The following is a 22372-nucleotide window of genomic DNA, read 5'->3' on the forward strand; positions in this document are numbered from 1 at the left end:
ACATCGAACCCGCAGCCGCCAACGCGCCCGGCGCCTCACGGCGAACCCGCGAGCCGCCTCTGAGCAGGGCAAGTGCCCCTTGCAATGACCGTGCCCCACGCTACAGAGTGGCGTCCATGCCGTTCCTCACAGTCGCGGACGTACTGCGGCTGCCCGTCATCGCCGCCGGTGTGCCCCGCGTGGCGGCCGGCGAGGGACAGCTCGGCCGTGCCGTCCGCTGGGTCCATGTCACCGAGCTCCTCGACCCCGCCTCGTTCCTGGAGGGCGGGGAGCTCGTGCTCACCACCGGTATGCCGCATCCCTCGGATCCGGCCCAACTGCGCGGGTATGTGGACCAGTTGGCCGACGTCGGTGTGTCGGGGCTCGTCCTGGAGCTGGGCCGCCGGTTCCAGCAGGCGTCCCCGGAGCTCGTCACCGCGTGCCGGGAGCGGGACCTGCCGCTGATCGTGCTGGCGCGCGGGGTGCGGTTCATCGAGGTCACCCAGACCGTGCACGCCCTGATCCTCGACGCGCAGGGCGAGTTGCTGCGCCGCGCCCAGCACGTGCACGAGCTGTTCACGTCGCTCACGCTGCGCGGTGCCGAACCGGAGGAGTTCGTGCGGACCGCCGCGGACCTGGCCGGCTGTCCCGTGGTGCTGGAGAACCTGATCCACCACGCGGTGGTCTGCGCGCCGGCCGGCCGCACGGACGGGCTGGTGCTGGAGGCATGGCCGCGCCGCTCGCGCACCGCCGGGACACCGGACCGGGCGGCGGTCAGCGGCCCCGAGGGCTGGCTCGTGGCACCCGTCGAGGAGAGGGGCAGCCGCTGGGGGCGTCTGCTGATGCTGCCGCTCGCGGGTGGGCCGTCCTTCGGGCCGGAGCACACGATGATCCTCGAGCAGGCCGCCACCGCCCTCACGCTGGCCCGGCTCACCGGCCGTCCCGAGTGGGACCGGCGGGCCCACAGCTCCGTCCTGCTCGACCTGCTGCACTGGCGCTACCGCAGCCGCACCGAGGCGCGACTGCGGGCGGAGGCACTCGGGCTGCCCACGACCGGCCACCGTCTGGTCCCCGTGGTCATCGACCACGCGGACGCGCCACCGCCCGGTGACACCACGGTGACCGGACATCTGGCGGCGCACCTGCAGACGTCGGGCGTGAAGGCCCTGATGGGGGACCTCTCCGAGCAGCGGTCCGGACTGCTGTTGGCACTCGCCCGGGCCAGTGCCTGGCAGCCCGTCGTGGAGCGCGTCGCCCGCGACGTACGGGCGGCCTTCGGTGAGAACGTCGTGGTCGCGGTCGGCCCGGGCGTCACCGAACTCAGCCAGGTCACCCGGTCGTTCCGCGAGGCGGAACAGGTCGCCGACGCCATCGGCCCCACGTCACGGAGCCGTCCCTTCCACCTCTCCTCGGACGTGGGCCTTCCGGAGCTCCTCTACTCCCTGCGCGACGACGTCCGCGTCCAGAAGTACGTGGAGCGACAGCTCGGGCGCCTCGTCCAGCACGACGCACGGCACGGGAGCGACCTGCTCGCCATCCTGCGGGCCTACCTCGACGCCGCCGGCAACAAGTCGATCGCCGCCCGTCACGCCGGCCTGTCCCGGCAGGCCTTCTACCAGCGCCTGCACACCATCGAACGTCTCCTGGGCACCGACCTGGAGTCCGGCGCCCAGCGCACGCAGCTGCACGTGGCGGTGACCGCGCTGGAGGCCCAGCCGCCGTCCGGCTCGGGTACGCCGCGCTGACGTGGGTACCCCGGGCCACATGGCTGACATCGACCTCAAGAGCAACGCATTCAGTGATCACGCCTTCATCACGCGGCGCTACGCGTACGAGGGCGAGAACGTGTCCCCGCCACTGACGTGGAGCGGCGCGCCGGACGACGCGTCCGAGCTGGTGCTGATGTGCGAGGACCCGGACGCGCCGTCGGGCACCTTCGCGCACTGGATCGTGGTGGGCATCGACCCCCACAGCGACGGCGTGGACGCGGGGCAGGTCCCGGCCGGCGGCACCGAACTCGTCAACAGCTTCGGAGAACACGGCTGGGGCGGCCCGCATCCTCCGCCGGGAGACGAGGCACACCGGTACTTCTTCCGGCTCTACGCTCTTTCCGAACCGTGTGTGCTCCCCGACGCACCCAGCGCGGACCAGGTGCATCAGGTCGTCGAGAAGCAGCAACTCGCCAGCGGCACCCTCGTGGGCCTGTACCAGCGCTGAGGGCCACTGACTGGTGGAGCGGTGACGACTGATCTGTCAGTCTGTCGCGAATGACAGCACCCGCCACCACCACGCTGAGTGACACCGACTTCGCCGCCCCGGTCGAGGACCGCTACTTCGAGGACTACGTGCCCGGCTCGGAGTACGTCTACGGCAGCGTCACCATGACCGAGGAGGACATCCTCCGCTACGCCAGGGAGTTCGACCCGCAGTTCATCCACGCCGATCCTCAGGCCGCGCGTCAGGGTCCCTTCGAGGGCCTGATCGCCAGCGGCTGGCACACGTGTGCCGTCATGATGCGCATGTACGCCGACCACTACCTCAGCGAGGTCGCCTCCCTGGCCTCCCCCGGCGTCGACGAACTGCGCTGGGTCCGGCCGGTGCGCCCCGGTGACAGCCTGTCCATCCGCACGACCGTCCGGGAGGCGCGCGTCTCGCGCTCCAGGCCGGACCGCGGACTCGTCCACACCGGGATCGAGGTCCTCAACCAGCACGGCGAGGCGGTCCTGACGATGAAGGCCATGAACATCGTGCTGCGCCGGCCTGCCGCGGGCGGGGAGCCCACACAGCGCTAGCCGTTCACCGGACCGCCGAGATCCGGCCTGCCCGAAATTGGTATGGACCTAGTCCGGTTTCCCTGGCTAGGCTCTGCCGCGCACGTTGCGAGAGCGCTCTCAGAGTTCTGCTGTTCCACCCCCACCTGCTGGAACAACGAAGGGCACCCCCTTGAGACGCACGTCAGCCATGCGCACCGGCCTCTCCGCGCTCCTCCTGCTGGGCACCTGGGCCGCGGCGAGCGCGCTGCCCGCCTCCGCCGCGGAACCCCCCGCACGCCCGGCAGCGGCGCCGGCCTCTCCCGAACTCCTCTCCGCCATGCAGCGCGATCTGGGCCTGTCGAAGAGCCGGGCCGAGGCACGCCTTGCCGCGGAGAAGACCGCGACGGCCGTGGAGCGGGAGGCGAAGCGCGCCGCCGGGTCGTCGTACGGCGGCTCCTGGTTCGACGCCGCGAGCGGGAAACTGACCGTCGCCGTCACCCCGGGCGCGGACACCGAGGCCGTACGCGCGACCGGCGCGACCATACGCCTCGTGAAGCACAGCGCGGCGCGGCTCGACGCGGCGAAGGCGCGCATCGACGCGCTGTCCGCACCCGCCGGCGTCAGCAGCTGGTACGTCGACCCCAAGGCCAACGAGGTCGTCGTGAGCGTCGTCGCGGCACGACAGGATGACAACGATGTCCAGGGCTTCCTGGCACGAGCCCGTGAGACCGGTCCCGTGACGGTGAAGCAGACCGCCGAGGCACCGCAGACCTTCGCCGCCGGGACCGTGGGCGGCGACCCCTACTACACCGGCAACGTCCGCTGCTCCATCGGCTTCTCGGTGCAGGGCGGATTCGTCACCGCCGGGCACTGCGGCGGGGCCGGTGCCGCGGTGTACGGCTGGGACCGCTCGTACATCGGCAACTTCCAGGGATCGTCGTTCCCCGACAACGACTACGCCTGGGTGAACGTCGGCAGCGGCTGGTGGACCGTACCGGTGGTCCTGGGCTGGGGCACGATCCCCGACCAGCTCGTCCGCGGTTCCGCCGAAGCCCCCGTCGGTTCTTCCATCTGCCGCTCGGGCTCCACCACGCACTGGCGCTGCGGCGCCGTCCTGGCCAAGAACGAGACGGTGAACTACAGCCAGGGCGCCGTCCACCAGATGACGAAGACGAGCGTCTGCGCCGAGGGCGGTGACTCCGGCGGCTCCTTCATCAGCGGAGACCAGGCGCAGGGCGTCACCTCCGGCGGCTGGGGCAACTGCAGCTCCGGCGGCGAGACCTGGTACCAGCCCGTCAACGAGATCCTCAACCGCTACGGTCTGAGGCTGCACACCGCCTGACCCTCGAAGCCCGGCCCTCCTCCTGCCCGGCGAAACCGCGCACGTGCGGTCTGCCGGGCAGGAGTGCGGGGTCGGACGTGTGGGCCGGGCCGGACGTATCGGCGTGGATCTTCTTCAGGCCCACCCACCCCTGTGTACGGGCGCTGCGGTGCGCGGCCCAGGTGCACGGGGGCGCTGCACGCCGCGCTGGACTTCGCCGACGAGGCGCTCGGGGCGGAGCGGAGCTCAACGGCTGCGGGGACAATCCGGTGGTGCTCGCCGACTCCGTGCCGGACGGCTCGGCGCTGGGCACCACGAGCGGGATCCTCTCCTCCGGCAACTTCCACACCCCGCCCCCGGCGCTCGCCCTCGACACCCTCGCGCCGGCCCTGACGCGGACCGCGTCGCTCTCCGTCGAGCGCGTGCGCCGGCTGCTCGACGCTGCCGTCAGCGGACCAGACGGTGGACCTGGCCGCACCGTCCGCGCTGGGGCGGGGCCCCGAGTTCCCGCACCGCGCGATCAGGGAACTCGTGCCGTGCCTGGACGACGACCGGCCGTGCGGGGTGGACGTGGAGGTGGTCAGCCGCGACATCCTGGAGTCCGACGACGTCCGGAGCACCCTGCGCGCCCTGCCGGGAGGAGCGTCATGACCAACGTCGACGTGCATCAGCATCTGTGGAGCCCTTCGCTGGTGGCGGCCCTGCGGTCCCGCCGCGAACCGCCCTTCCTGGACGGCTGGACCCTGTTCCTGGACGGTGAGCCGCCCTACGAGGTCCCTCCCGCGGACCACGACGTCGCCCGGCGCACGGACCTCGCCGCCGCCGACGGCCTGGGGCGCGCGCTCGTCTCGCTGTCCTCCCCGATCGGCGTGGAGTGGCTGCCCGCGGCCGAGGCGCGGCCCCTGCTCGACGCCTACCACGAGGGTGCGGCCGAGCTGCCCGAGCCGTTCGGCGCCTGGGCCGCCGCCTGTGTCCGGGACGTCGACGCGGACACGACGGCCAAGGTCCTCGACCGGGGCTTCGCCGGCCTCCAGCTCCCGGCGAACGCCCTGGCCGACGCGACCGGGTACGAGCGCTGCGCCCCGTTGCTCGACCTCCTCGAAGAGCGCGGCCTCCCGCTGTTCGTCCACCCGGGCCCCGCGGCAGGTGAGCCGCGGGGGCCCGGCTGGTGGCCCGCGATGGTCCCCTACGTCCAGCAGATGCACGCCGCCTGGTTCGCCTTCCGGGCCTTCGGACGGCCGCGCCGTCCGCGCCTCAGGGTGTGCTTCGCGCTCCTGGCCGGGCTCGCCCCGCTGCACGGTGAGCGCTTCGCCGCCCGGGGCGACGGCGGCACCGAGGCCGACCCGGGAGTGTTCGCCGAGACGTCCTCGTACGGTCCGCGTGCCGTCGAGGCGGTGGTCCGCGCGCTGGGGGTCGAGGCCGTCGTCCAGGGCTCGGACCGGCCCTACGCGGAGCCGCCGCGGCACCCGGGCTTCGGCCTGGGCGGAGCCGCGGCGTACGCGTTCCGCATAGCCAATCCGCGGCGGCTGCTCACGGGGAAGGACTGACCCGGGGCACGGGACGGTCCTCAGTCCTCGTCATCAGGCCGCGACGAGAGCGTCCTGGTGAACGGGGTGACGGGCCGCTCAAGGCGTTCGCCGTCCACGGTGATGTCGACCGCCTCGTTGTAGAAGGCGAGGAGCCCTTGGACCGCGCCCACCGCGGGCAGCGGGGCGGCGTAGCTCCACAGGACGTTCGGCGGTGCGCCGGTGTCGTCCGCCGGCGACCAGTACTCGGCCGTTCCCTTGTAAGGGCAGCCGGTGCTGTGGTCGGTGGGCTCGAACAGGTCGAGGCGGATGTCCTCGCGCGGGATGTAGTACCGCGTCGGCAGCCCGGTCTCGAAGAGCAGGACCGGGCGGTGGGTGTCCGCGACGACCGTGCCGCCGATCTCGACCTGGACATGGCGGCTGCTGGGCACGGCGTCCACCCGTTTGTGCGGGTCACGGGGGTGGATGAAGATCTCTTCCTCCTCCTCGTACCAGTGGTCGAGGCCCTTGCCGCTGCGCCGGAACCACTCGAAGGCGATGTGACCGGCCAGGTCGTCGGCGGGGAACGTCCAGGCCGCGTTCTCCAGCAGCTCGCCGCCGGCCTCGAGGTCGTAGAAGACCGTTGAGCCGGTGTGCGCGCCCGTCGGGGGGTTCTTCGCCGGGCGCAGCAGGTCCTCGCGGACCTCCGCGCGCGGGAAGGCGTAAAGCGGCACCGGCACGTCGGGCTCCCACACCAGGACGGGGTGCCTGCTGTCCACGACGGTGACATCACCCTTGCGGCCGCGCACCCAGCGTGCGCTGGGCTCCCACAGGAGTCCTTCCGGGGTGGCCCTGACAGCACGGGCGGTGGGAAACGGGGTGGTCATGACCGGCTCTCCTTCACTCGTCGAGCACTCGTCGAGACGGGCGACACCACCAGTGTCCTGTGTCAGGCGCAGTCCGGCCGAGTGCCGAGTCCACCGGCGGGCACGGGCCGGTCACTCCCCCACCGGTTCGGGCAGCGGTACGGGCTGCCCGGTCCTCAGCGACTCGTAGGCCGCCAGAACGATCCTGAGGCTCCGCAACCCCGCCTCGCCGTCCGGCCGGGGGCGGCGACCGGTGCGCACGGCGTCGAGGAACTCCTCCAGCATGGCCGCGTCGAGGTCGTCCCCGCCGGGTTCCCAGCGGGAGCGGGCGGTGGTGGAGTCGAAGCCGGAGAGCAGCCGGGGGAAGGCGTCGAACTCGACGATTCCCCGCTCGGCCACGCAGGTCAGGGCCAGGCCGCCCCAGGTCGGGTGGTCCTTCGGGTGGCTCCAGCTGCAGTCGACGGCCGCGACGACGCCGCCCGGGTACCGGACGGTGACCAGCCCGGCCGTTTCGACCCCGGACTCGGCGCTGCCCAGGGGGTGACCGCTGCCCAGGAGGTCGTTGGCCTGGGCGTAGACCTCCACCGCCTGCTCGCCGCCGAGCAGCACGTCCATCAGATCGGCGATGTGCACGGTGTGGTCCATCACCGCGCCGCCGCCCGCCAGCTCCCGGTCACCGAACCACGACCGTGAACCGCTGGGGTTCCAGCCGTTGTTGGAGCCGTGGACGCTGACCAGCGAGCCGAGCGAGCCGTTCTCGACGGCTTGGTGCAGCGCGGTGAAGGCAGAGCCGAAGCGGACCGGGTAGGCGGTCATCAGGGCGACCCCGGCGCGGGCGCACGCGTCGATCATCGCCCGGGCGTCCTCCTCCGTCGTGGCGAGGGGCTTCTCGCACAGGACGTGCGCGCCGACGGCCGCGGCCCGTTCGACGAGGTGCCGGTGGCGGGAGTTCTCGCTGGTCACCACGACCGCGTCGGGGCGCCGCGCGAACACCTCGTCCCAGTCGGCGCTGTAGGGCACGCCGAGCCGCGCGGCCAGTGCCGCTCCGCGGTCCGGGTCGTCCGGTGGGCCGTCGGGGTCGGCGGTGAGCAGTTCCACGTCGTCGCGGTCGCGCAGCAGCTCGATGTAGGTGGGGGCGTGGACATGGGCGAAGGACAGGACGGCGATCCTCATGCGGACGTTCCCTCCGGCGACGGGACGAGATCGACGGCCCGTCCGGTGCGGGTCGACGCGACGGCGGCTTCGGCGATACGGACGGCGGCCACTCCGTCGGCCGCGCTCACCCGGGGCTCGGCCCCTGACGCGAAGGCGTCGGCGAGTTCCCGTATCTGGGTGACGTACGGGGACTCGCCGAAGTCACCGGCCGGTATGCCCTCGGCGGGCCCGGCTCCGGCCGTGCCGACGATCCGCAGTCCGGGTGAGGCGAGCGAGTCGTGCCGTATGGTTCCGCCGGTTCCGGCGATGTGGAACGTCGTACGGAACGGGGTGGCGGGCGGCGCCCAGACGCCCACGATCTGGGTGATGACGCCCGTGGTGTGGGTGAGGACCGCGGTCCCCGTGGCGACCGCGCCGTCCGGCGCCGGGGCGGTCAGATGGCCGGACTGCTGCGCGTACACGCGGACGACCTCGCCGAACAGCCACCGGGCGATGTCCATGTCGTGGATCATCTGGTCGACCAGGATGCCGCCGGAGCGCGCCGGGTCGGCGAACCAGCCGCTCCACGTGGGGTAGCACCCGGTCCGGGTGAAGCGGGCCACCGCGACCCGGCCGAGTCCTCCGCCGGTGACCAGAGCGTGCAGCCGGGCGTAGGCGGGGAACCAGCGGACCACGTGGCCCGGGTAGAGCCGTACGCCGGCGGCGTCCGCGGCGGCGGCCATCTCCTCGGCGTCGGCCGCGCGCAGTGCCAGGGGTTTCTCGCACAGGACGTGGGCGCCGGCCGCGATGGCGGCCAGGGTGATCTCGTGGTGGGTGTCGGTGGGGGTGCAGACGTCGACCACGTCCGCCCCGTCGATCGCCTCGTGACGCGAGCCGGCCGGGCTCTGGCCGAACTCCCTTGCCAGGGCGGGGGCCTGGCCGTCGGGGGCGTAGACGCGGACGCGGGCTCCGAGCGCGGTCCATGCGGGCAGGTGGGTGCGTGCGATACCGCCCGCGCCGATCATCGCGACGTCGAGTTGTGCCATCTGGTGGGGGTCTCCTAGCCCTTGAGGGCGCCGCTGAGCACGCCGTTGATGAAGTGCCGCTGGAAGAACAGGTAGACGAGGACGACGGGGGCGATCACGATCAGGGTGGCCGCTGCCAGCAGCGGGACGTCGACGTCGAACTGGCCGGTGAAGAAGCCCAGTCCCGCGGGTGCGGTGCGTTTGGCCGGGTCCTGGATGAGGATCAGCGGGAGCAGGAACTGATTCCAGCTCCAGACGAAGTACAGGACGCCGAGCGTGGTCACGGCGGGCCGGGAGCTGGGCATCAGGACGCGCCACAGCGTCGTCCAGGAGGAGGCGCCGTCCAGCCGTGCCGCCTCGATGAGACTGCGTGGCACGGTGGCGAAGTGGGCCCGCATCCAGAAGACGCCGAACGGCATGAAGGCGGCGATCTCGGCGAGGGCCAGCCCCGGCACGGTGTTGGTGAGGCCGAGGGCGCGCAGGTCGTAGTAGAGCGGGATGACGGTGACTTCGGTGGGGATGGACAGCCCGAGCAGCACGTACCCATAGAACTTGCCGCCGCCGGGGACGTCCATGGTGGCCAGGGCGTATCCGGCCAGGGTGGCGCACAGGACCGCCGCGGGGACGACGGCGAGGGCGATCACGGCGCTGGAGCGCAGCAAGGGGCCGAATCCAGCCGCGGACCAGGCGTGGACGAAGTTCTCCAGGTGGATGCCGTCCGGCCAGGCGAGCCCGGTCAGCGGCGTGCCCGCGGGCTGGAGGGACGCGAGGAGCAGGGACAGGAACGGGACGAGGACGACGGCGACGAAGACCGCGAGCACCGCGGGTGCGGCCACATCGCGCCGCTGACGTGCCTGACGTGTCGTCATGGTGCCTCCCGGGACAGCCGGTTGATGACGACGACGGCCAGGGCGATGACCGCCGTCAGCACCACGGCCAGTGCGCTGGCCAGGCCCACGGCGCCGCCGCCGAAGGCCAGCCGGTAGATGAGGATGCCGGGCACGACGGTGCTGTTGCCGGGGCCGCCGCCGGTGGTGATGTAGATCAGGTCGAAGCTGGACAGGGCGGCGATCACGGTGATCGACAGGGCGACGGCGATCTCCGGCCGCAGCAGCGGGACGGTGACGGACCAGAACTCGCGCACCGGACCGGCGCCGTCCATCCGCGCGGCCTCGTAGACCTCCTGGTCGATGCGCTGTGTCCCGGACAGGAACAGCACCATGCACAGCCCGGCGACCACCCAGGTCCCGACCAGGCCGACGGCCGGCAGCGACCAGGTGAAGCTGCCGAGCCACGAGTCGGTGAGGTGGCCGAGGCCGATCGCCCGCAGTGCCTGGTTGAGGGTGCCGTCCTCGGCGTACACCCAGCGCCAGATGATGGCCACCGCGACCAGCGGGACGACCTGCGGCAGGAACAGCAGCGTACGGATCAGGGAGGTGCCCCGCCGGCCCGAGCGGCGGGCGACGAGCGCCGCCGACACCAGGCCGATACCGATGGGCAGGACGGAGAAGAAGAGGATGAGCGCGCCCGCGTGCCAGGCGGCGGCCCGCAGCTGCGGATCGGTGGCCACCCGGCGGTAGTTGTCGAGGCCGACGAAGGACGGCAGGGTCACTCCGTCCCAGTCGAACAGCGACAGGTAGGCGGTGTGCAGGGCCGGGAGGACGGCGAACAGCGTGTACGGCAGCAGCGCCGGCAGGACGTACAGCAGCGCCACGGCCCGGCGGCGCCTGCGCGTCGCGGTCCGTGCGCCGGACGGTGGTCCGGTGCGTTTGCGGACGGGAGGTGTGGCCCGTGGGGTGGTGGTGGTCGTCATGTCGTCCCAGGCGGGTCGGGAGGGGTTTTGGCAGGTCGGGCGAGGTCGGCGAGCCGTACGGGTGGGGCGGCGCAGGGGTCAGGAGTGGAACTGGTCGTAGTCGGCCTGGAGAGCGGCGAGAAACTTCTCGGGGGTGACCTTTCCGCCGGCGAGCAACTGAAGCTGCGTGGTGACGGTGTCGGGCATCGTCGGGGTGGAGGCGTTCTGGACGAAGGGCTGGAGCCCGGAGTCCTTGACGATCCCCTGCCAGCTGGTCAGTACGTCGCCGAGCAGACCGGTCTGCTGGGGCATCGAGGAGGCGTCGGGGGCCATGAAGCCCGCCTTCGCGGTGACGGCGGAAGCCTGCTGCGTCGCGCAGAAGTCGAGGAAGGCGGCCGCGGCCGCGGGGTTCTTCGACTTGCTGGAGACACAGTAGTAGACGCCCGCGCCGGTGGTGCGCACGGCGCCGCCCTGGGCGGCCGGCGGCATGTTGAACAGTCCGGCGTTGTCGCCGAGGCCCTTGGCGACGGCCGCGGCGGCCCAGTTGCCGCTGATCCGGAAGACGCCCTTGCCCTCGGCGAACGCGGCGGTGGCGTCGTTGTCGCTGGTGCCGTTGACCTTGGGGGTCACATAGCCCTTGTCGACCCAGCGCTTGAGGGTCGTCGCGGCCTTCACGGCCTCCGGCCCGGTGATCTTGGCGCCCTTGTGGCCGAACGCCCACGCCTCGCGGTCCTCCGGCTTGAGGTAGACCGACAGCAGCACGTTGAACGGGTGGTTGAGGCCTCCGTCGAGGTTGCCCTCGACGAGCGCGGTCTCCCCGGCCGCCTTGGCCTTGGCGAACATGGCCTCCAACTCGGCCACGGTGGCCGGAGGCACGGTCAGGCCCAGCTTCTTCAGCTTGGCCTTGTTGTAGTAGACGCCCTCGAACGACAGCCCGCCGGGCACGCCGTACAGGGCTCCGGTACCGGCGGTCTTGCCGTCGGCGCTGAAGGTGATCTGGTCCAGGCCCGGGAACTTGCCCGACCAGCCGTACGCCTTGCCGTAGGCGCCGACGTCGAGCAGCAGACTGCCCTTGACCAGGTTGTTCATGCCGGAGACGAACTGGGCTATGTCGGGGGCGGAGTCTGCCGACATCGTGGTGTTGATGCTCTTGAGGTAATCGTCCCAGCCGGTGTACTGGCGCTTGAAGGTGATGTTCGGGTACTTCTCGCGGAACGCCGCGAGCAGGCCGGGGGTCATGGTGGTGTCGTCCGCGTCGGCGACCACCAGGGTGATCTTCTTGTCGGTCGGTACGGCGGTGGACGCGGGCGAGGCGCTGCCCGCGTCGGAGGACTTGGCGCCGGGGGTGAGGGTGTCGCTGCACCCGACGAGCAGTGAGGAGCCGCCGGCGACGGCCAGGCCGGTGGCGGCGAGGAACGCGCGTCTGGACAGCGGGGTGGGGATGTGACTCATGGCGGACTCCTGGAACGGAGACGGAGGGAGGGCGAGGCGGAGAGCTGAGGGGCCTGCGGCGAAGAACCGCTGGTCTTGGGGGCTTGCGAGGGCGAGTGCCAGGGAGGTGCGCGGACGCGGTCTGCGTGGGCACCGAGTGGTTTAATAAAGCAGTTGCGTTTCATAATCGGGATCCGGCCATGGCGCGTCAAGAGTGGAGTGCATGCTGTTCCCGGCAACAGGCCGTTCCCGGCAGACAGGTCCCCGGTACAGGAGGTTGACCCTTGACCACATCCACGGGCTCCGGGGCCTACGCCTCACCGGAGCCGGATGCCGTCTGGCCGCTCAGCGGCGCCACGGAGCCGGGCCCCCCGGCGGCGGTCCCCTCGGTCGTGGGCGTGGCCGATCTGCGCGCCACCAACGCGGCGGCCGTTCTCGCCGTCGTCCGCTCCGCCGACCCGCACCCCCGGCTGTCGGAGCTGGCCAGGGCGACCAGCCTGTCCCGTCCGACCGTGGAGGCGATCGCGGAGGAACTCGCCGACAGCGGCCTGATCGAAGTGGCCCCCGCGCCGTCCGCCCGGGGCCAGCGCTCCCCCGGCCGCCCGGCCCGCCGTTTCCGCTTCCGCCCCCACGCGGGTTTCGTGGTCGGCGTCGACGTACGCCCCCGTTCCGTCACGGCCCGCCTGGCCGACCTCGACGGCGAACCCGTCGCCGTGGAGCGCCGCCCCGTTCGCGCCGACCTCGCGGGCCCGGCCCGCGCGCGCGCCGTGACCTCGGCGATCCAGGCCGCCCTGGACCGGGCGGGAGTGGACGCCTCCCAGGTGTGGGCCGCCACGCTCGGCACCCCCGGCCTGGTCGACCGGGACAACACCCGTGTCCGGCAGGCCGACAACCTCCGCACCTGGACCGAGGTGGACATCGTCGGCGTCCTCCACGAGTTCCTCGGCTGCCCGGTCGCCGTCGAGAACGACGCCAACCTGGCCGCGCTCGGCGAACAGTGGCGCGGGGTCGGCGGCACGGCGCCCGACCCGGCGACCGGTGAGATGGTCTTCGTCCTGCTCGGCGAACGCCTCGGCTCCGGTGTGATCACCGGTGGCCGCCTGTTGCGCGGCCACCACGGCGCGGCCGGCGAGATCGGCTTCATCCACTTCTCCGGTGGTGCCGGGCCCGATCGCCCGGGCCTGGACCCGCTGCCCGACGAGACCATCCGCGACGCGGCCGCGGCCGACCCGGACGCGGTCGCCGCGGTGGAGGCCTACGGGCGGCGGCTGGCCGGCGGTCTCGCCCCGGTCCTCCTCGCCCTCGACCCGGCCCTGGTCGTCCTCGGCACCGGGCTCTTCCCGGACCCGGCCGCGCTGCTCGCGGCGGAGATCCTTCGGAGCGCCGCCCAGCACCACGCCGACGACCTCCTCGTCGACCCACCGCGCTGGCACCTGTCCGCGCTGGGCGACGACGCCGTCCTCACCGGCGCGGTGCGCTTCGCGCTGTCCTCGGTCGAGGTGGTGCTCCGAACCCGCCCCACGAGCCTCAACACCCGCCGGGCGACTCGCGACGCGTAGACGCGCATGCGCCGGAAGATGTGAAAGTGCCGGGGATTCACCTGACGAAGGCTCACATGGTCAAGGAAAGCTACCCATCAGTCATACGTTCCACGGGAAGTTGACTGAGTCATCACACATGTCACACATACGGAGTCTAGGTTCTCCATGATTCCTACGACGTACGCACACCGGGAGGGACATCAGCGGTGCCCGGAATTGACGAATGCCTGCTGGAGGCCATGAGACTGCCCGGCGCCCGAGGTGCCGCCGTGGTCGACTGGACCAGCGGTCTGGCTCTGGGCACGGCCGGGGAGTCGGCGAGCGGTGACCACGAGGCCACGGCGGCCGAGACGGCGGAACTCGCCCGGATCGCGGCGGAGTACCAGTCCTTCGCCCCCGCCGACGGCTCCGACTGGTCCGACGACGACACTCCCGTCGAGGACATGATCGTCAGCAACCGCGACAGCTACCACGTAGTGCACTTCGTCCGCACCACGTTCGACAGCAGCGTCTTCCTGTATCTGTGGCTCGGCCGCACCGAGGGAAACCTCGCCCTGGCACGCATCCGGCTGCGCGAGATGGCCCGGCAGCTGGTGCTGGGGTGACCACGTTGCCGACGCTCTCCCCCGGCATGCCCCAGAGGAGTCCCGACACCGAGGCCCCTCCGGCCGGCTCGCCGATGCTGCACCGACTCGCCGCCGAGAAGGCCACCGGCTCCCTCATGAGGGAGCGGGGCACTCTCTATCTGTCCGGCGGACAGGTGATCCACGCGGAGAGCCCGGACACGCCCGGTCTTGACGTGCTGCTCACCGCGGGAGGTGCCCTGTCACCGGAGCAGTGGAGCGAGGCCCTCACCGAGGCCGGGCCCAACCAGCGGGTGGGGCGGTTCCTGGTGGAACGGGGCCACTTCCCCGAGGGCGCGCTGGAGCTGTGCCACCTCGGAGCGCTGTACGACGCGGCGTTCTTCGCGCTCGGGCGGAGCGGTGGCCCGGCCCGCTTCCGTTACGGGGTGGCGCACTGGATGGGGGCGATACGTCCCGTGCCCGTCGAAGCCGTGCAGCGCGAGTCGTCGCGCCGACGGGAGTTGCTGCACGAGATCTGGCCCGAGGACACGACGGACACCCAACCGCTCGTGCGGACCCGTCTCGTCCCGGACACCGTCCTGCCACGGCGTCAGCGCGCGGTCCTCGACCTGGTCGACGGCGTGCGCACGGCCGCGGACATCTCCCGGGCCCTGGGCCGGCCCGCCTTCCACACCCTCGTCGACATCCGCCGTCTCGCCGCCGGCGGCCTCGTCACGACGGCCGGGCGACCACCACGGCCCGTCGGCGTGCCCACCCGGCTCCCGGAAACCTCGGCCGGCCCCGACACCGCCCTGCTGCGCCGGATCAAGAACGCATTGGAGGCTCTGTGATTCGCGCTATCCGACAGCGCGCCGAGAGGAGACAACTCATGGCCGCCCAGGCCGAAGTCCTCGACGAACTCCACCGGCTCCTGGCCCGCCTGCCCCAGTTGACCGGAGCCCTGGCAGCCAGTGTCGACGGCCTCGTGCTGGCGCAGGACACCCGGGGAGTGGAGCCGGAGGGACTGGCCGCCCTCACCGCGTCCGCCCAGGGAATCGCCCTGAGGTTCGCCGACGTCACCGGTCAGGGCGCCTTCCGCGAACTGCTCGTCCGCAGCGCGCACGGCTATGTGGCCACCTACACCGCCGGTCCGTCGGCCGTGCTGACCCTGCTCGCCGAGGAACGGGTGAATGTCGGCCGGCTGCACCTGGAAGGACGCCGCTCCGGTCAGCGTATCCACGAACTGCTGGGGGCCGTCGTTCAGCAGCCCGACCGCGCCCCCGAACAGCGGCCCGCCACCACCACCGGGGGCGCCCTGCCTGTACGGACGCCCTCCGCACGGGCCCGCCGCACCCCGCGCCCAGCCACCGGGGAGGCCCCGAACACGTAGGCCGTCCCCCTCTCACCGCACCACAGTTCAGAACCGGCCCGGCACCACGAGCGGGCCGACAGCAAGTCCGAAGGGAACAACACCCGTCATGGCGAACACCGAAACAGCGCTCAAGGAAGCCCTCTCCACGATCGAGGGCGCCACCGGCGCCGCACTCGTCGACTACACCAGCGGGATGGCACTCGGGACCATCGGAGGCAACAACGGCTTCGACCTGAACGTGGCGGCCGCCGGTAACACCGACGTCGTCCGTGCCAAGCTGCGCACCATGGAACACCTCGGCCTCCAGGACGAGATCGAGGACATACTCATCACCCTGGGCACCCAGTACCACCTGATCCGGCTGCTCAAGGGACAGGCGGGCAACGGCCTCTTCCTCTACCTCGTGCTGGACTCCGGACGCGCCAACCTCGCGATGGCCCGCCACCAGTTGAAGAGGATCGAGTCCCAACTCGAGATCTGAGCCCGGCGGAGTACGACAGTCCGGTACGCACCCCTCTGTGGGGGATGGCGTCGCACCGGCACTACGGCGAGGATGCCTCCCTCCGAGGATCGAGGGGGGCATCCCATGGGTTCACACGCGGCGTCCCACCGCCGTCAACGCACCTTGCTCTTACCGTTGGGTCTCCTGCTTCTGGCCGCTGTCCTGGGCGTCCCCCGTGCGGACGGAGCACCGGGGCCGGCCGACGCCTGCGGTACCACCGGCGTCGAACTGCCCCGCGGCGACTGCGGGCCCTTCTGGCAGGTCCTCGCGGAGGACTTCAACGGTGACCGGGTGCCGGTGGGCGGCTTCAGTGACTGTGACCACCGTGTCGACACCTCCGCCGCGTACTGCGGGGGCCTCAGCGGCAGCTACCGCGACAATTGGTGGGCGTATCCGACCGGTTGGCGCGACACGGCGAACGACCGGGGCCGGGACGTGGTGGGTGTCTACCACCCGGAGGACACCGTGAGCGTGGGGCCTGCGGACAACGGCGACGGGCGCATGTTCATCAGGATGTGGCGACCCGACGACGGAGGTCCCGTGCACGCCGCCGCAGTTGTGCCGCGCGCGGTCATGCAGATGAAGTACGGCAAGTACAGCGCCCGTATCAAGGTGACCAAGCTCGCGCCGGGCTACAAGTCGGCCTGGCTCCACTACGGCGGGGGCTGCGAGATGGACCATCCCGAAGGCGAGTGGACCGGCGATCTGACCGCCTTCCACCATCCGTGCGGCGGCGGCGAGCAGGGCTACTTCCCGGGGAGCGACGACTGGACCGAGTGGCACACCGTCTCCACCGAGTGGACGCCCGGTCACGTGCGGTTCTTCGTGGACGGCCGACAGGTCGGACAGGACACCCGCGACGTGCCGGCCCGCCCCCTGTCCTGGGTGCTCCAGAACGAGAGCGCCCTGCAGGGGCCGGGCGCGGCCCCGGGCAGCAGCGCCCAGCTCGACATCACCTGGGTCGCCGCGTACGCGTACGGGTGGAAGTGACCCTCCGCGCCCGCCGCCGACGGACTCGCTCAGCGGCCTGAGCGGATGAGCCCCGTCAGATAGCGCCACAGCGACGAGCGCTGCCGGACGGCCGGGTCGGGCACGACCGTTGCGGGCACCTCGGCCGCCCCGGACGCGGGACCGGCCACCGGCGGCTGCGAGAGCACCGCGGAGGCGAGTTCGTACCGGACGGGCAGCGAGCGCAGTCCGCGCATGAACGGGGAGGAGCGCCACGGCAGTTGGTCGGCGGGCAGGGCGAGGTCCAGGTTGGAGAACCGCTCGAACAGCCGGCCCACGCCCACCGCCGCGACCGTCGAGGCGAGCTCGCGCGCCGGGCACTGGCGGGGGCCCGCGCCCCAGGAAAGATGCGCCCGGGTGCTGATCGTGCTGCCCTGCGCCACGTGGCAGGCGAACAGCGGGTCGGCGTGCGCGGCGGCGGAGGAGACCCACACCGGGTCGCCCGCCCGGATGGTGTACCGCCCGAGCGGGGTGTCCCTGGCCGCGAAGCGCGGCACGAAGTTCACCAGCGGCGGCTTGCGCATGACCACCCGGTTCATGGTCTCCCTGACCATCCCGGCGGACAGGCTGGCCCGCACGTCGCCCGAGCCCGAGATCACCTCGACCACGGTGTTGGAGATGAGGATGCCGACGTGGTCGGACGTCATGCCGAGCAGCATGAACAGTTCCCGGGCCAGCTCGTCGAGGGAGAGGTCGGGGTGTGCGGCCAGCAGGTACGAGGGGAAGTCGTCCCCGGGTTCCCTCAACTTCACCGCCGCCAGTTCCGCCAGTGTCGCCAGGAGCCGCTCCAGGGCGGGTTCCGCGTCCGGACCCGCGTCCAGGACGCGCCACATGTCCATCAGCGCGTCGTCGCCCTGCGAGCCGGGGAAGCCGAGCAGATGACTGGCCACCATCAGCGGCAGCGGCCGGGAGAACTGGGCTGACAGGTCCGCAACTCCCGTGCCGCCGCCCTGGCCTATCAAGGTGATCAGCTCGTCGGCGTAGGCGGTGACGGCCGCCTTCAGCCGGCCCGCCTGGGCACGGCGCGGGTCCTGGAACGGTTTGAGGGCCGCGTCCCAGGCCGTCCGCAGCGGCCGGTACCCCGGACCGCCCTGGATCAGGATGTGGTTGACCTCCAGGGACGGCCCGAGCGGCCAGTCGGCCGGCACCCGGCCCTCCGAGCGGGCCCGCCAGTTCTCCAGCCCCTTGGGCCACCCGTCGTCGTCCTGGAGCACCTGGAGCGCCTCGCGGTAGCCCAGCACCATCCAGGCGGGTACACCGAGCAGGTCGACCGGCGCGACGGGGCCGTGCTGCTGGCGCAGCCGTTCGTACACCAGTGAGGGGCGTGTCTCGTAGTCCCGGGTCAGCAGCGGCTGCGGCGACAACGCCTCCAGCCGAGCGTCGTCCCGCTCGCCGCCCAGATCCGCCAACCTGCCGTCGCCCAGGTGGGATTCCGTCACCTTTCCCCCTCCGACACTCCCCGTACCGGCGCACTGTCGGTCGGTAGCTACGAAACGGTGGGGACCCTACCCCAAAGTAGGGTCGGTGGAGGACACGGGGGTGCAAGTTGTTGCTGTGAACGCGGTGAGGAAACCACAGGGTCACAGAGGCGCGGTCAGGGTTGCCCACACGGCGTTCCCGCCGGTGAGCAGCGACCGGTCGACTCCCCAGGTGGCCGCGATCGCCTCGACCAGGAGCAGTCCGCGGCCGCTCTCGTCGTCCGGTCCCGGTTCGCACGTGGGCAGACCGCGGCCCGTGCTGTCCTGGTCGTGCACCTCGAGGCGGAGGCACCCGTCCGTGATGAGCCCGATGCCGCACAGGAACCGCGCACCGACCGTGTGACGCACGGCGTTGGTGGCCAGTTCCGACACGAGCAGTTCCGCGTCCGCGCACAGCTCAATGGGCAGGCGCCACGCGGTGAGCCGCGCGCTCGTGGAGTGGCGGGCGGCCCTGACGCTGGAGCGCCGCGCCGGGAGGTCGAGCCAGTGGGACCGATCGGGGCTCGCGACGTCCATGAGCCGGGGGGAGGAAGTCGTGTGGGGGGACACGGTGTCGCCTTCCATCGTGGGGCGGGCGCGGTGCGGAGGGGGGAAGGGTGAGCAAGGGGTCCGCCGGGAGGGGACGGCCGATGACCCGAACGTCGGAGCGCGCCAACCCTGCGGGGGACGGAGGGAGTTGACGAGGATGTGCTCGTTGCCCGGCGAGATCACTCACACAAGTAACTATGCTCACAGCCGAGTTCAGGCTGCAACTGCCTGCCTGATAATTTCAGGAAGGCGATATCCGGCCGTTGGTTTCCGTCTGGCAGCATCAGCAAGTCACTGTCGGACTCGTGCTCATGACAGTCCCCAGGAGGTAAGAGCGTGAGCGAGGCTCGTCCCGGCGCCGGCGCCAGCGCGCCCACCGTTCTCCGCATGATCCTCGGCAAGCGGCTGCAGGACATGCGGCAGGACGCGGGGGTGTCACTGGACGACGCCGCGAAGGCCCTGCGCGTGAAGCCCCTGACCATCCGCCGCCTGGAGAAGGCGGAAGTGGCCCTCAAGCCCCTCTACGTCGAGAAGCTGCTGGAGACCTACGGGGCCGGCCGGCAGGAGATCGACGAGTTCGTCACGCTGGCCGAGCGCGCCAACCAGCCCGGCTGGTGGCACCCGTACCGCGATGTGGTGCCCACGTGGTTCACCGCGTACGTGAGTCTGGAGACCGGCGCCAGGACCCTGCGCACGTACGAGCCCCACTACGTCACGGGGCTGCTGCAGACGTACGGATACGCGCGTGCCCTGCTGCGCGCGGGTTTCCCCCAGGACAGTGACGAGGACCTGGAGCGACGGGTCGATCTGCGGCTGCGCCGCCAGGGCCTGCTGGAGAGATCCGAACCGCCCACCCTCTGGGTCGTGATGGAGGAGGCGGTGCTGCATCGCGCGGTGGGCGGGCCCGAGGTGATGCGGGAGCAGATCGACCGGCTCCTCGCGGCTTCGGAACTGGACCACGTCAGCGTCGACATCGTGCCGTTCTCCGCCGGCGCCCATGTCGGGGTGTGCGCCCCCTTCACCTACTTCCGGTTCGAGGAGCGGGAACTGCCGGACATCGTCTACAGCGAGATCCTCTCCGGCTCGATGTATCTGGACCAGCGCTCCGACGTCGTGGCCCATCTCGAGGCGCACAACCGGATGTCCCTGCTGACCTCCTCGGCGGACAGCAGGGCGCTGTTGCACCGCATGCGCAAGGAGTACTCATGACCACCACCGACAGCAGTGTCTACAACGGGATGCCCGCGTCGGCCCTCGGCGAGCAGGGCTGGGAGTGTCCCTGGAGCGGTCCCAACGGAGGTCAGTGCGTGGAGACGAAGCAACTCGCGGACGGCCGCGTGGCCCTGCGGCAGTCGACCGACCCCTCCGGCCCCGCGCTGATCTGCACACCCGAGGAGATCGCCGCGTTCGTCGCGGGAGTCAAGAAGGGCCTCGCCGATCACCTGACGGCCGGCTGAGCCAGAGCACGAGCCGGCGGGACGCACCCCCACGCCCCGCCCGGCCCGCCGACGCACCCCACTGAAGGGAAACAGCATGAGCACCCCCCACGCCGCGCGGGACATCGACACCAGTCGGCCGCATTCCGCCCGCATGTACGACTACTACCTGGGTGGCAAGGACCACTTCGACATCGACAAGCAGGCGGCCGAGACGGTCGCCGCGGCCTATCCGGGCATCTTCGTGTGCGCCCGGGAGAACCGCGCCTTCATGCACCGGGCCACCCGCGTCCTCGCGCAGGAGCACGGCATCCGGCAGTGGCTCGACATAGGCACCGGCATCCCCACCGAGCCGAACCTGCACCAGGTGGCGCAGGGCGTGGTGCCCGACGCCAGGGTGGTCTACGCCGACAACGACCCGCTCGTCCTCAAGTACGCCGAGCGCCTCATGCGCAGCACGCCCCAGGGGCGGACCACCTACCTCGAGGCGGACGTCAACGACCCGGAGGCGCTCCTGAACGCCCCCGAGCTGGCCGAGGTCCTGGACCTGGACCGGCCCGTGGCCCTGTCCCTGAACGCGCTCATGCACTTCATCACCGACGCCCAGGACCCGTACGGGATCGTCGGCCGTCTGCTGGGCGCCCTGCCCTCGGGCAGCGCCCTGGCGCTGAGCCACTGCACGCCCGACTTCGACCCGGCCACCTGGCAGAAGGTCACCGACATCTACACGAACGCCGGAACCCCCGTGCGGTTCCGCTCCCAGCAGGACGTGGCGCGCTTCTTCGACGGGCTCGACCTCCTCGAACCCGGCATCACCGTCGGCCACCGCTGGCGCCCCGACACCCCGGCGGGCGAGACCGGTCCCACGGACGCCGAGGTCAGTCTGTGGACCGGGGTGGGCATCAAGCCGTAGACGCGATCAAGCCGTAGGCACCGCGACGAGAGCTGTCGGCGTGTTCTGTTCGTGTCCTCCGCGGAGAGGGTGTGTGGCTTTTCGGTCATGGCGATGACGTGCACCTGTCGGACTTGTGGGTCCGGTGGCAGGCTGCCTCCTGACTGCGCGCAGTAACACCCCTGCCTGACCGGGCGGTTGGTCCTCCGTCGCCCGGCCCCCTCGCAGAAGGAGACCGCGTGAACGGCAGCCTCAGCAGGCTTCACTCATCCGGTGGCACCCGAACTCGCCGCACCCTTCTCGGCGTTCTGGCCGGCGTCGCCGCACTGCTGACCACGGGTATCACCGCCGCGCCGCCGAGCGCCGCCGCCCCGGAACCAGGGGTGGTGGCACTCTCGGCGCAGCAGCACGCCCGTGGTTTCTGGACCCCGGAACGGATGCGTCGGGCGGCTCCGCTCGACCTGCTGTCCGTCGACCGCTCCGCCGTGGGGACGTCGTCCCCGCGCGGAGGCGAGAAGTCCGTCGTCGCGCCCACTTCACCCTCCGCCGTCGGGCCATTGGCGATACCCGACGGCGGCGGACCCTGGACCGGGGGCGGCACCGTGGTGCGGACCGCGGGGCGTGTGTTCTTCACCTACCAGGGCCGTACCGCATCCTGCTCCGGCAACGCCGTCACGAGCGCCAACAAGAGCACCGTGATCACCGCCGGACACTGCGTCAAGCTGGAGGGCGCCTGGCACACCAACTGGGTGTTCGTTCCCGGCTACCACGACGGGCAGGCGCCGTACGGCACGTGGACGGCGTCGAAGACCCTGTCCACACCGCAGTGGACGGCCAGTGAGGACATCAACTACGACGTCGGCGCGGCCGTGGTCGCCCCGCTCGACGGCAAGCGGCTGACCGAGGTCGTCGGCGGCCAGGGCCTCGCCTTCAACACCGGCTACAACAAGGCCATGTACGCCTTCGGGTTCCCCGCCGCCGACCCGTACGACGGCGAGAAGTTCATCTACTGCAGCGGCACCACCTACCGGGACTTCCTGCTGTCCGACGACCACGGACTGACCTGCGACATGACCGGCGGCGCCAGCGGCGGTCCCTGGTTCACCCAGTTCGACGAGGGCACCGGAACAGGACTGCAGTCCTCGGTGAACAGCTTCAAGTACAACTTCCTGCCCACAGCCATGTACGGTCCGTACTTCGGCTCGGACGCGCAAGCCCTCTACCAGACGGCCCAGTCGTCCTGAGC

24 protein-coding genes and 1 pseudogene are annotated in these 22372 nt (G+C 71.5%); 17 read left to right on the forward strand and 8 right to left on the reverse strand.

Features of this window, described 5'->3' with window-relative positions; translation table 11 throughout:
- Positions 1-116: 116 nt before the first annotated feature.
- From AB0959_RS03985 to AB0959_RS04015, 7 genes and pseudogenes are all read left to right on the forward strand, one after another.
- On the forward strand, positions 117-1724 hold the full coding sequence (locus AB0959_RS03985) for a PucR family transcriptional regulator ligand-binding domain-containing protein (RefSeq protein WP_366824673.1): 1608 nt from the start codon (positions 117-119) through the stop codon (positions 1722-1724).
- A gap of 19 nt (positions 1725-1743) precedes the next feature.
- Positions 1744-2196, forward strand: a complete 453-nt coding sequence (locus AB0959_RS03990; protein WP_366824674.1) for a YbhB/YbcL family Raf kinase inhibitor-like protein — start codon at positions 1744-1746, stop codon at positions 2194-2196.
- Positions 2197-2246: 50 nt separating this feature from the next.
- Positions 2247-2771 carry a MaoC family dehydratase gene (locus AB0959_RS03995; RefSeq protein ID WP_366824675.1) on the forward strand — a complete coding sequence of 175 codons (525 nt, stop codon included), beginning with the start codon at positions 2247-2249 and terminating at the stop codon, positions 2769-2771.
- Between the two features lie 151 nt (positions 2772-2922).
- Positions 2923-4074 (forward strand): S1 family peptidase, encoded by a 1152-nt coding sequence (locus AB0959_RS04000; RefSeq protein WP_366824676.1) that lies wholly within the window; start codon positions 2923-2925, stop codon positions 4072-4074.
- Between the two features lie 161 nt (positions 4075-4235).
- Positions 4236-4445: pseudogene (locus AB0959_RS04005) on the forward strand (aromatic amino acid lyase); the annotation flags it as partial.
- A 70-nt stretch (positions 4446-4515) separates the two neighbouring features.
- On the forward strand, positions 4516-4704 hold the full coding sequence (locus AB0959_RS04010) for a hypothetical protein (RefSeq protein ID WP_366824907.1): 189 nt from the start codon (positions 4516-4518) through the stop codon (positions 4702-4704).
- Complete coding sequence (locus tag AB0959_RS04015; RefSeq protein ID WP_366824891.1) at positions 4701-5600, forward strand: amidohydrolase; 900 nt, start codon at positions 4701-4703, stop codon at positions 5598-5600. The genes AB0959_RS04010 and AB0959_RS04015 overlap by 4 nt, the downstream gene beginning before the upstream one ends.
- Before the next feature lie 20 nt (positions 5601-5620).
- On the opposite strand, the gene AB0959_RS04020 is transcribed toward AB0959_RS04015, so the two are convergent.
- The 6 genes from AB0959_RS04020 to AB0959_RS04045 form a co-directional block, all read right to left on the reverse strand.
- The gene (locus tag AB0959_RS04020) at positions 5621-6445 is read right to left on the reverse strand and encodes a DUF427 domain-containing protein (RefSeq protein WP_366824677.1); all 825 of its coding nucleotides are present in this window, start codon (positions 6443-6445) and stop codon (positions 5621-5623) included.
- A 111-nt stretch (positions 6446-6556) separates the two neighbouring features.
- The gene (locus AB0959_RS04025) at positions 6557-7597 is read right to left on the reverse strand and encodes a Gfo/Idh/MocA family oxidoreductase (RefSeq protein ID WP_366824678.1); all 1041 of its coding nucleotides are present in this window, start codon (positions 7595-7597) and stop codon (positions 6557-6559) included.
- Positions 7594-8604, reverse strand: coding sequence for a Gfo/Idh/MocA family oxidoreductase (locus tag AB0959_RS04030; protein WP_366824679.1), 1011 nt, complete (start codon positions 8602-8604; stop codon positions 7594-7596). The genes AB0959_RS04025 and AB0959_RS04030 overlap by 4 nt, the downstream gene beginning before the upstream one ends.
- Before the next feature lie 14 nt (positions 8605-8618).
- Positions 8619-9452, reverse strand: coding sequence for a carbohydrate ABC transporter permease (locus AB0959_RS04035; RefSeq protein ID WP_366824680.1), 834 nt, complete (start codon positions 9450-9452; stop codon positions 8619-8621).
- Entirely contained in the window at positions 9449-10396 is a 948-nt protein-coding gene (locus AB0959_RS04040) for a sugar ABC transporter permease (protein WP_366824681.1), read from the reverse strand. The genes AB0959_RS04035 and AB0959_RS04040 overlap by 4 nt, the downstream gene beginning before the upstream one ends.
- A gap of 78 nt (positions 10397-10474) precedes the next feature.
- Positions 10475-11827, reverse strand: coding sequence for an extracellular solute-binding protein (locus AB0959_RS04045; RefSeq protein WP_366824682.1), 1353 nt, complete (start codon positions 11825-11827; stop codon positions 10475-10477).
- Between the two features lie 263 nt (positions 11828-12090).
- Between AB0959_RS04045 and AB0959_RS04050 the strand changes: the two genes are divergently transcribed.
- The 6 genes from AB0959_RS04050 (at position 12091) to AB0959_RS04075 (ending at position 16774) form a co-directional block, all read left to right on the forward strand.
- The gene (locus AB0959_RS04050; protein WP_366824683.1) at positions 12091-13365 is read left to right on the forward strand and encodes an ROK family protein; all 1275 of its coding nucleotides are present in this window, start codon (positions 12091-12093) and stop codon (positions 13363-13365) included.
- A 188-nt stretch (positions 13366-13553) separates the two neighbouring features.
- Positions 13554-13952: a hypothetical protein gene (locus tag AB0959_RS04055; RefSeq protein ID WP_366824684.1), complete on the forward strand. Its 399-nt coding sequence runs from the start codon at positions 13554-13556 to the stop codon at positions 13950-13952.
- A 26-nt stretch (positions 13953-13978) separates the two neighbouring features.
- Positions 13979-14761 (forward strand): transcriptional regulator, encoded by a 783-nt coding sequence (locus AB0959_RS04060; protein ID WP_366824685.1) that lies wholly within the window; start codon positions 13979-13981, stop codon positions 14759-14761.
- Between the two features lie 38 nt (positions 14762-14799).
- Positions 14800-15300, forward strand: a complete 501-nt coding sequence (locus tag AB0959_RS04065) for a roadblock/LC7 domain-containing protein (RefSeq protein ID WP_366824686.1) — start codon at positions 14800-14802, stop codon at positions 15298-15300.
- Positions 15301-15388: 88 nt separating this feature from the next.
- Complete coding sequence (locus tag AB0959_RS04070; protein ID WP_366824687.1) at positions 15389-15763, forward strand: hypothetical protein; 375 nt, start codon at positions 15389-15391, stop codon at positions 15761-15763.
- A 156-nt stretch (positions 15764-15919) separates the two neighbouring features.
- A complete protein-coding gene (locus tag AB0959_RS04075; protein ID WP_366824688.1) occupies positions 15920-16774 on the forward strand; it encodes a glycoside hydrolase family 16 protein in 855 nt (284 codons plus the stop codon).
- 29 nt (positions 16775-16803) lie between these two features.
- Here AB0959_RS04075 and AB0959_RS04080 read toward each other — a convergent pair whose 3' ends face one another.
- Positions 16804-18216: a cytochrome gene (locus AB0959_RS04080; protein ID WP_366824892.1), complete on the reverse strand. Its 1413-nt coding sequence runs from the start codon at positions 18214-18216 to the stop codon at positions 16804-16806.
- Positions 18217-18372: 156 nt separating this feature from the next.
- Positions 18373-18786 carry an ATP-binding protein gene (locus AB0959_RS04085; protein WP_366824689.1) on the reverse strand — a complete coding sequence of 138 codons (414 nt, stop codon included), beginning with the start codon at positions 18784-18786 and terminating at the stop codon, positions 18373-18375.
- Positions 18787-19134: 348 nt separating this feature from the next.
- Here AB0959_RS04085 and AB0959_RS04090 point away from each other — a divergent pair, with 348 nt between their 5' ends.
- From AB0959_RS04090 to AB0959_RS04105, 4 genes are all read left to right on the forward strand, one after another.
- Positions 19135-20007 carry a helix-turn-helix transcriptional regulator gene (locus AB0959_RS04090; RefSeq protein WP_366824690.1) on the forward strand — a complete coding sequence of 291 codons (873 nt, stop codon included), beginning with the start codon at positions 19135-19137 and terminating at the stop codon, positions 20005-20007.
- On the forward strand, positions 20004-20255 hold the full coding sequence (locus AB0959_RS04095; protein ID WP_366824692.1) for a DUF397 domain-containing protein: 252 nt from the start codon (positions 20004-20006) through the stop codon (positions 20253-20255). The genes AB0959_RS04090 and AB0959_RS04095 overlap by 4 nt, the downstream gene beginning before the upstream one ends.
- Positions 20256-20331: 76 nt before the next feature.
- Entirely contained in the window at positions 20332-21147 is an 816-nt protein-coding gene (locus AB0959_RS04100; protein ID WP_366824693.1) for an SAM-dependent methyltransferase, read from the forward strand.
- A 218-nt stretch (positions 21148-21365) separates the two neighbouring features.
- Positions 21366-22370: a peptidase gene (locus AB0959_RS04105; protein WP_366824694.1), complete on the forward strand. Its 1005-nt coding sequence runs from the start codon at positions 21366-21368 to the stop codon at positions 22368-22370.
- Positions 22371-22372: the final 2 nt, after the last annotated feature.

It is taken from the genome of Streptomyces sp. NPDC046862 (assembly GCF_040704615.1).
Classification (GTDB): Bacteria; Actinomycetota; Actinomycetes; order Streptomycetales; family Streptomycetaceae; genus Streptomyces.

Bases quoted from the DNA above. Each gene is read 5' to 3' on its own strand.
- AB0959_RS03985 (WP_366824673.1), top strand. From the start codon at position 117: ATGCCGTTCCTCACAGTCGCGGACGTACTGCGGCTGCCCGTCATCGCC.
- AB0959_RS03990 (WP_366824674.1), top strand. From the start codon at position 1,744: ATGGCTGACATCGACCTCAAGAGCAACGCATTCAGTGATCACGCCTTC.
- AB0959_RS03995 (WP_366824675.1), top strand. From the start codon at position 2,247: ATGACAGCACCCGCCACCACCACGCTGAGTGACACCGACTTCGCCGCC.
- AB0959_RS04015 (WP_366824891.1), top strand. From the start codon at position 4,701: ATGACCAACGTCGACGTGCATCAGCATCTGTGGAGCCCTTCGCTGGTG.
- AB0959_RS04020 (WP_366824677.1), bottom strand. From the start codon at position 6,445: ATGACCACCCCGTTTCCCACCGCCCGTGCTGTCAGGGCCACCCCGGAA.
- AB0959_RS04025 (WP_366824678.1), bottom strand. From the start codon at position 7,597: ATGAGGATCGCCGTCCTGTCCTTCGCCCATGTCCACGCCCCCACCTAC.
- AB0959_RS04030 (WP_366824679.1), bottom strand. From the start codon at position 8,604: ATGGCACAACTCGACGTCGCGATGATCGGCGCGGGCGGTATCGCACGC.
- AB0959_RS04035 (WP_366824680.1), bottom strand. From the start codon at position 9,452: ATGACGACACGTCAGGCACGTCAGCGGCGCGATGTGGCCGCACCCGCG.
- AB0959_RS04040 (WP_366824681.1), bottom strand. From the start codon at position 10,396: ATGACGACCACCACCACCCCACGGGCCACACCTCCCGTCCGCAAACGC.
- AB0959_RS04045 (WP_366824682.1), bottom strand. From the start codon at position 11,827: ATGAGTCACATCCCCACCCCGCTGTCCAGACGCGCGTTCCTCGCCGCC.
- AB0959_RS04060 (WP_366824685.1), top strand. From the start codon at position 13,979: ATGCCCCAGAGGAGTCCCGACACCGAGGCCCCTCCGGCCGGCTCGCCG.
- AB0959_RS04065 (WP_366824686.1), top strand. From the start codon at position 14,800: ATGGCCGCCCAGGCCGAAGTCCTCGACGAACTCCACCGGCTCCTGGCC.
- AB0959_RS04070 (WP_366824687.1), top strand. From the start codon at position 15,389: ATGGCGAACACCGAAACAGCGCTCAAGGAAGCCCTCTCCACGATCGAG.
- AB0959_RS04085 (WP_366824689.1), bottom strand. From the start codon at position 18,786: ATGGACGTCGCGAGCCCCGATCGGTCCCACTGGCTCGACCTCCCGGCG.
- AB0959_RS04095 (WP_366824692.1), top strand. From the start codon at position 20,004: ATGACCACCACCGACAGCAGTGTCTACAACGGGATGCCCGCGTCGGCC.
- AB0959_RS04100 (WP_366824693.1), top strand. From the start codon at position 20,332: ATGAGCACCCCCCACGCCGCGCGGGACATCGACACCAGTCGGCCGCAT.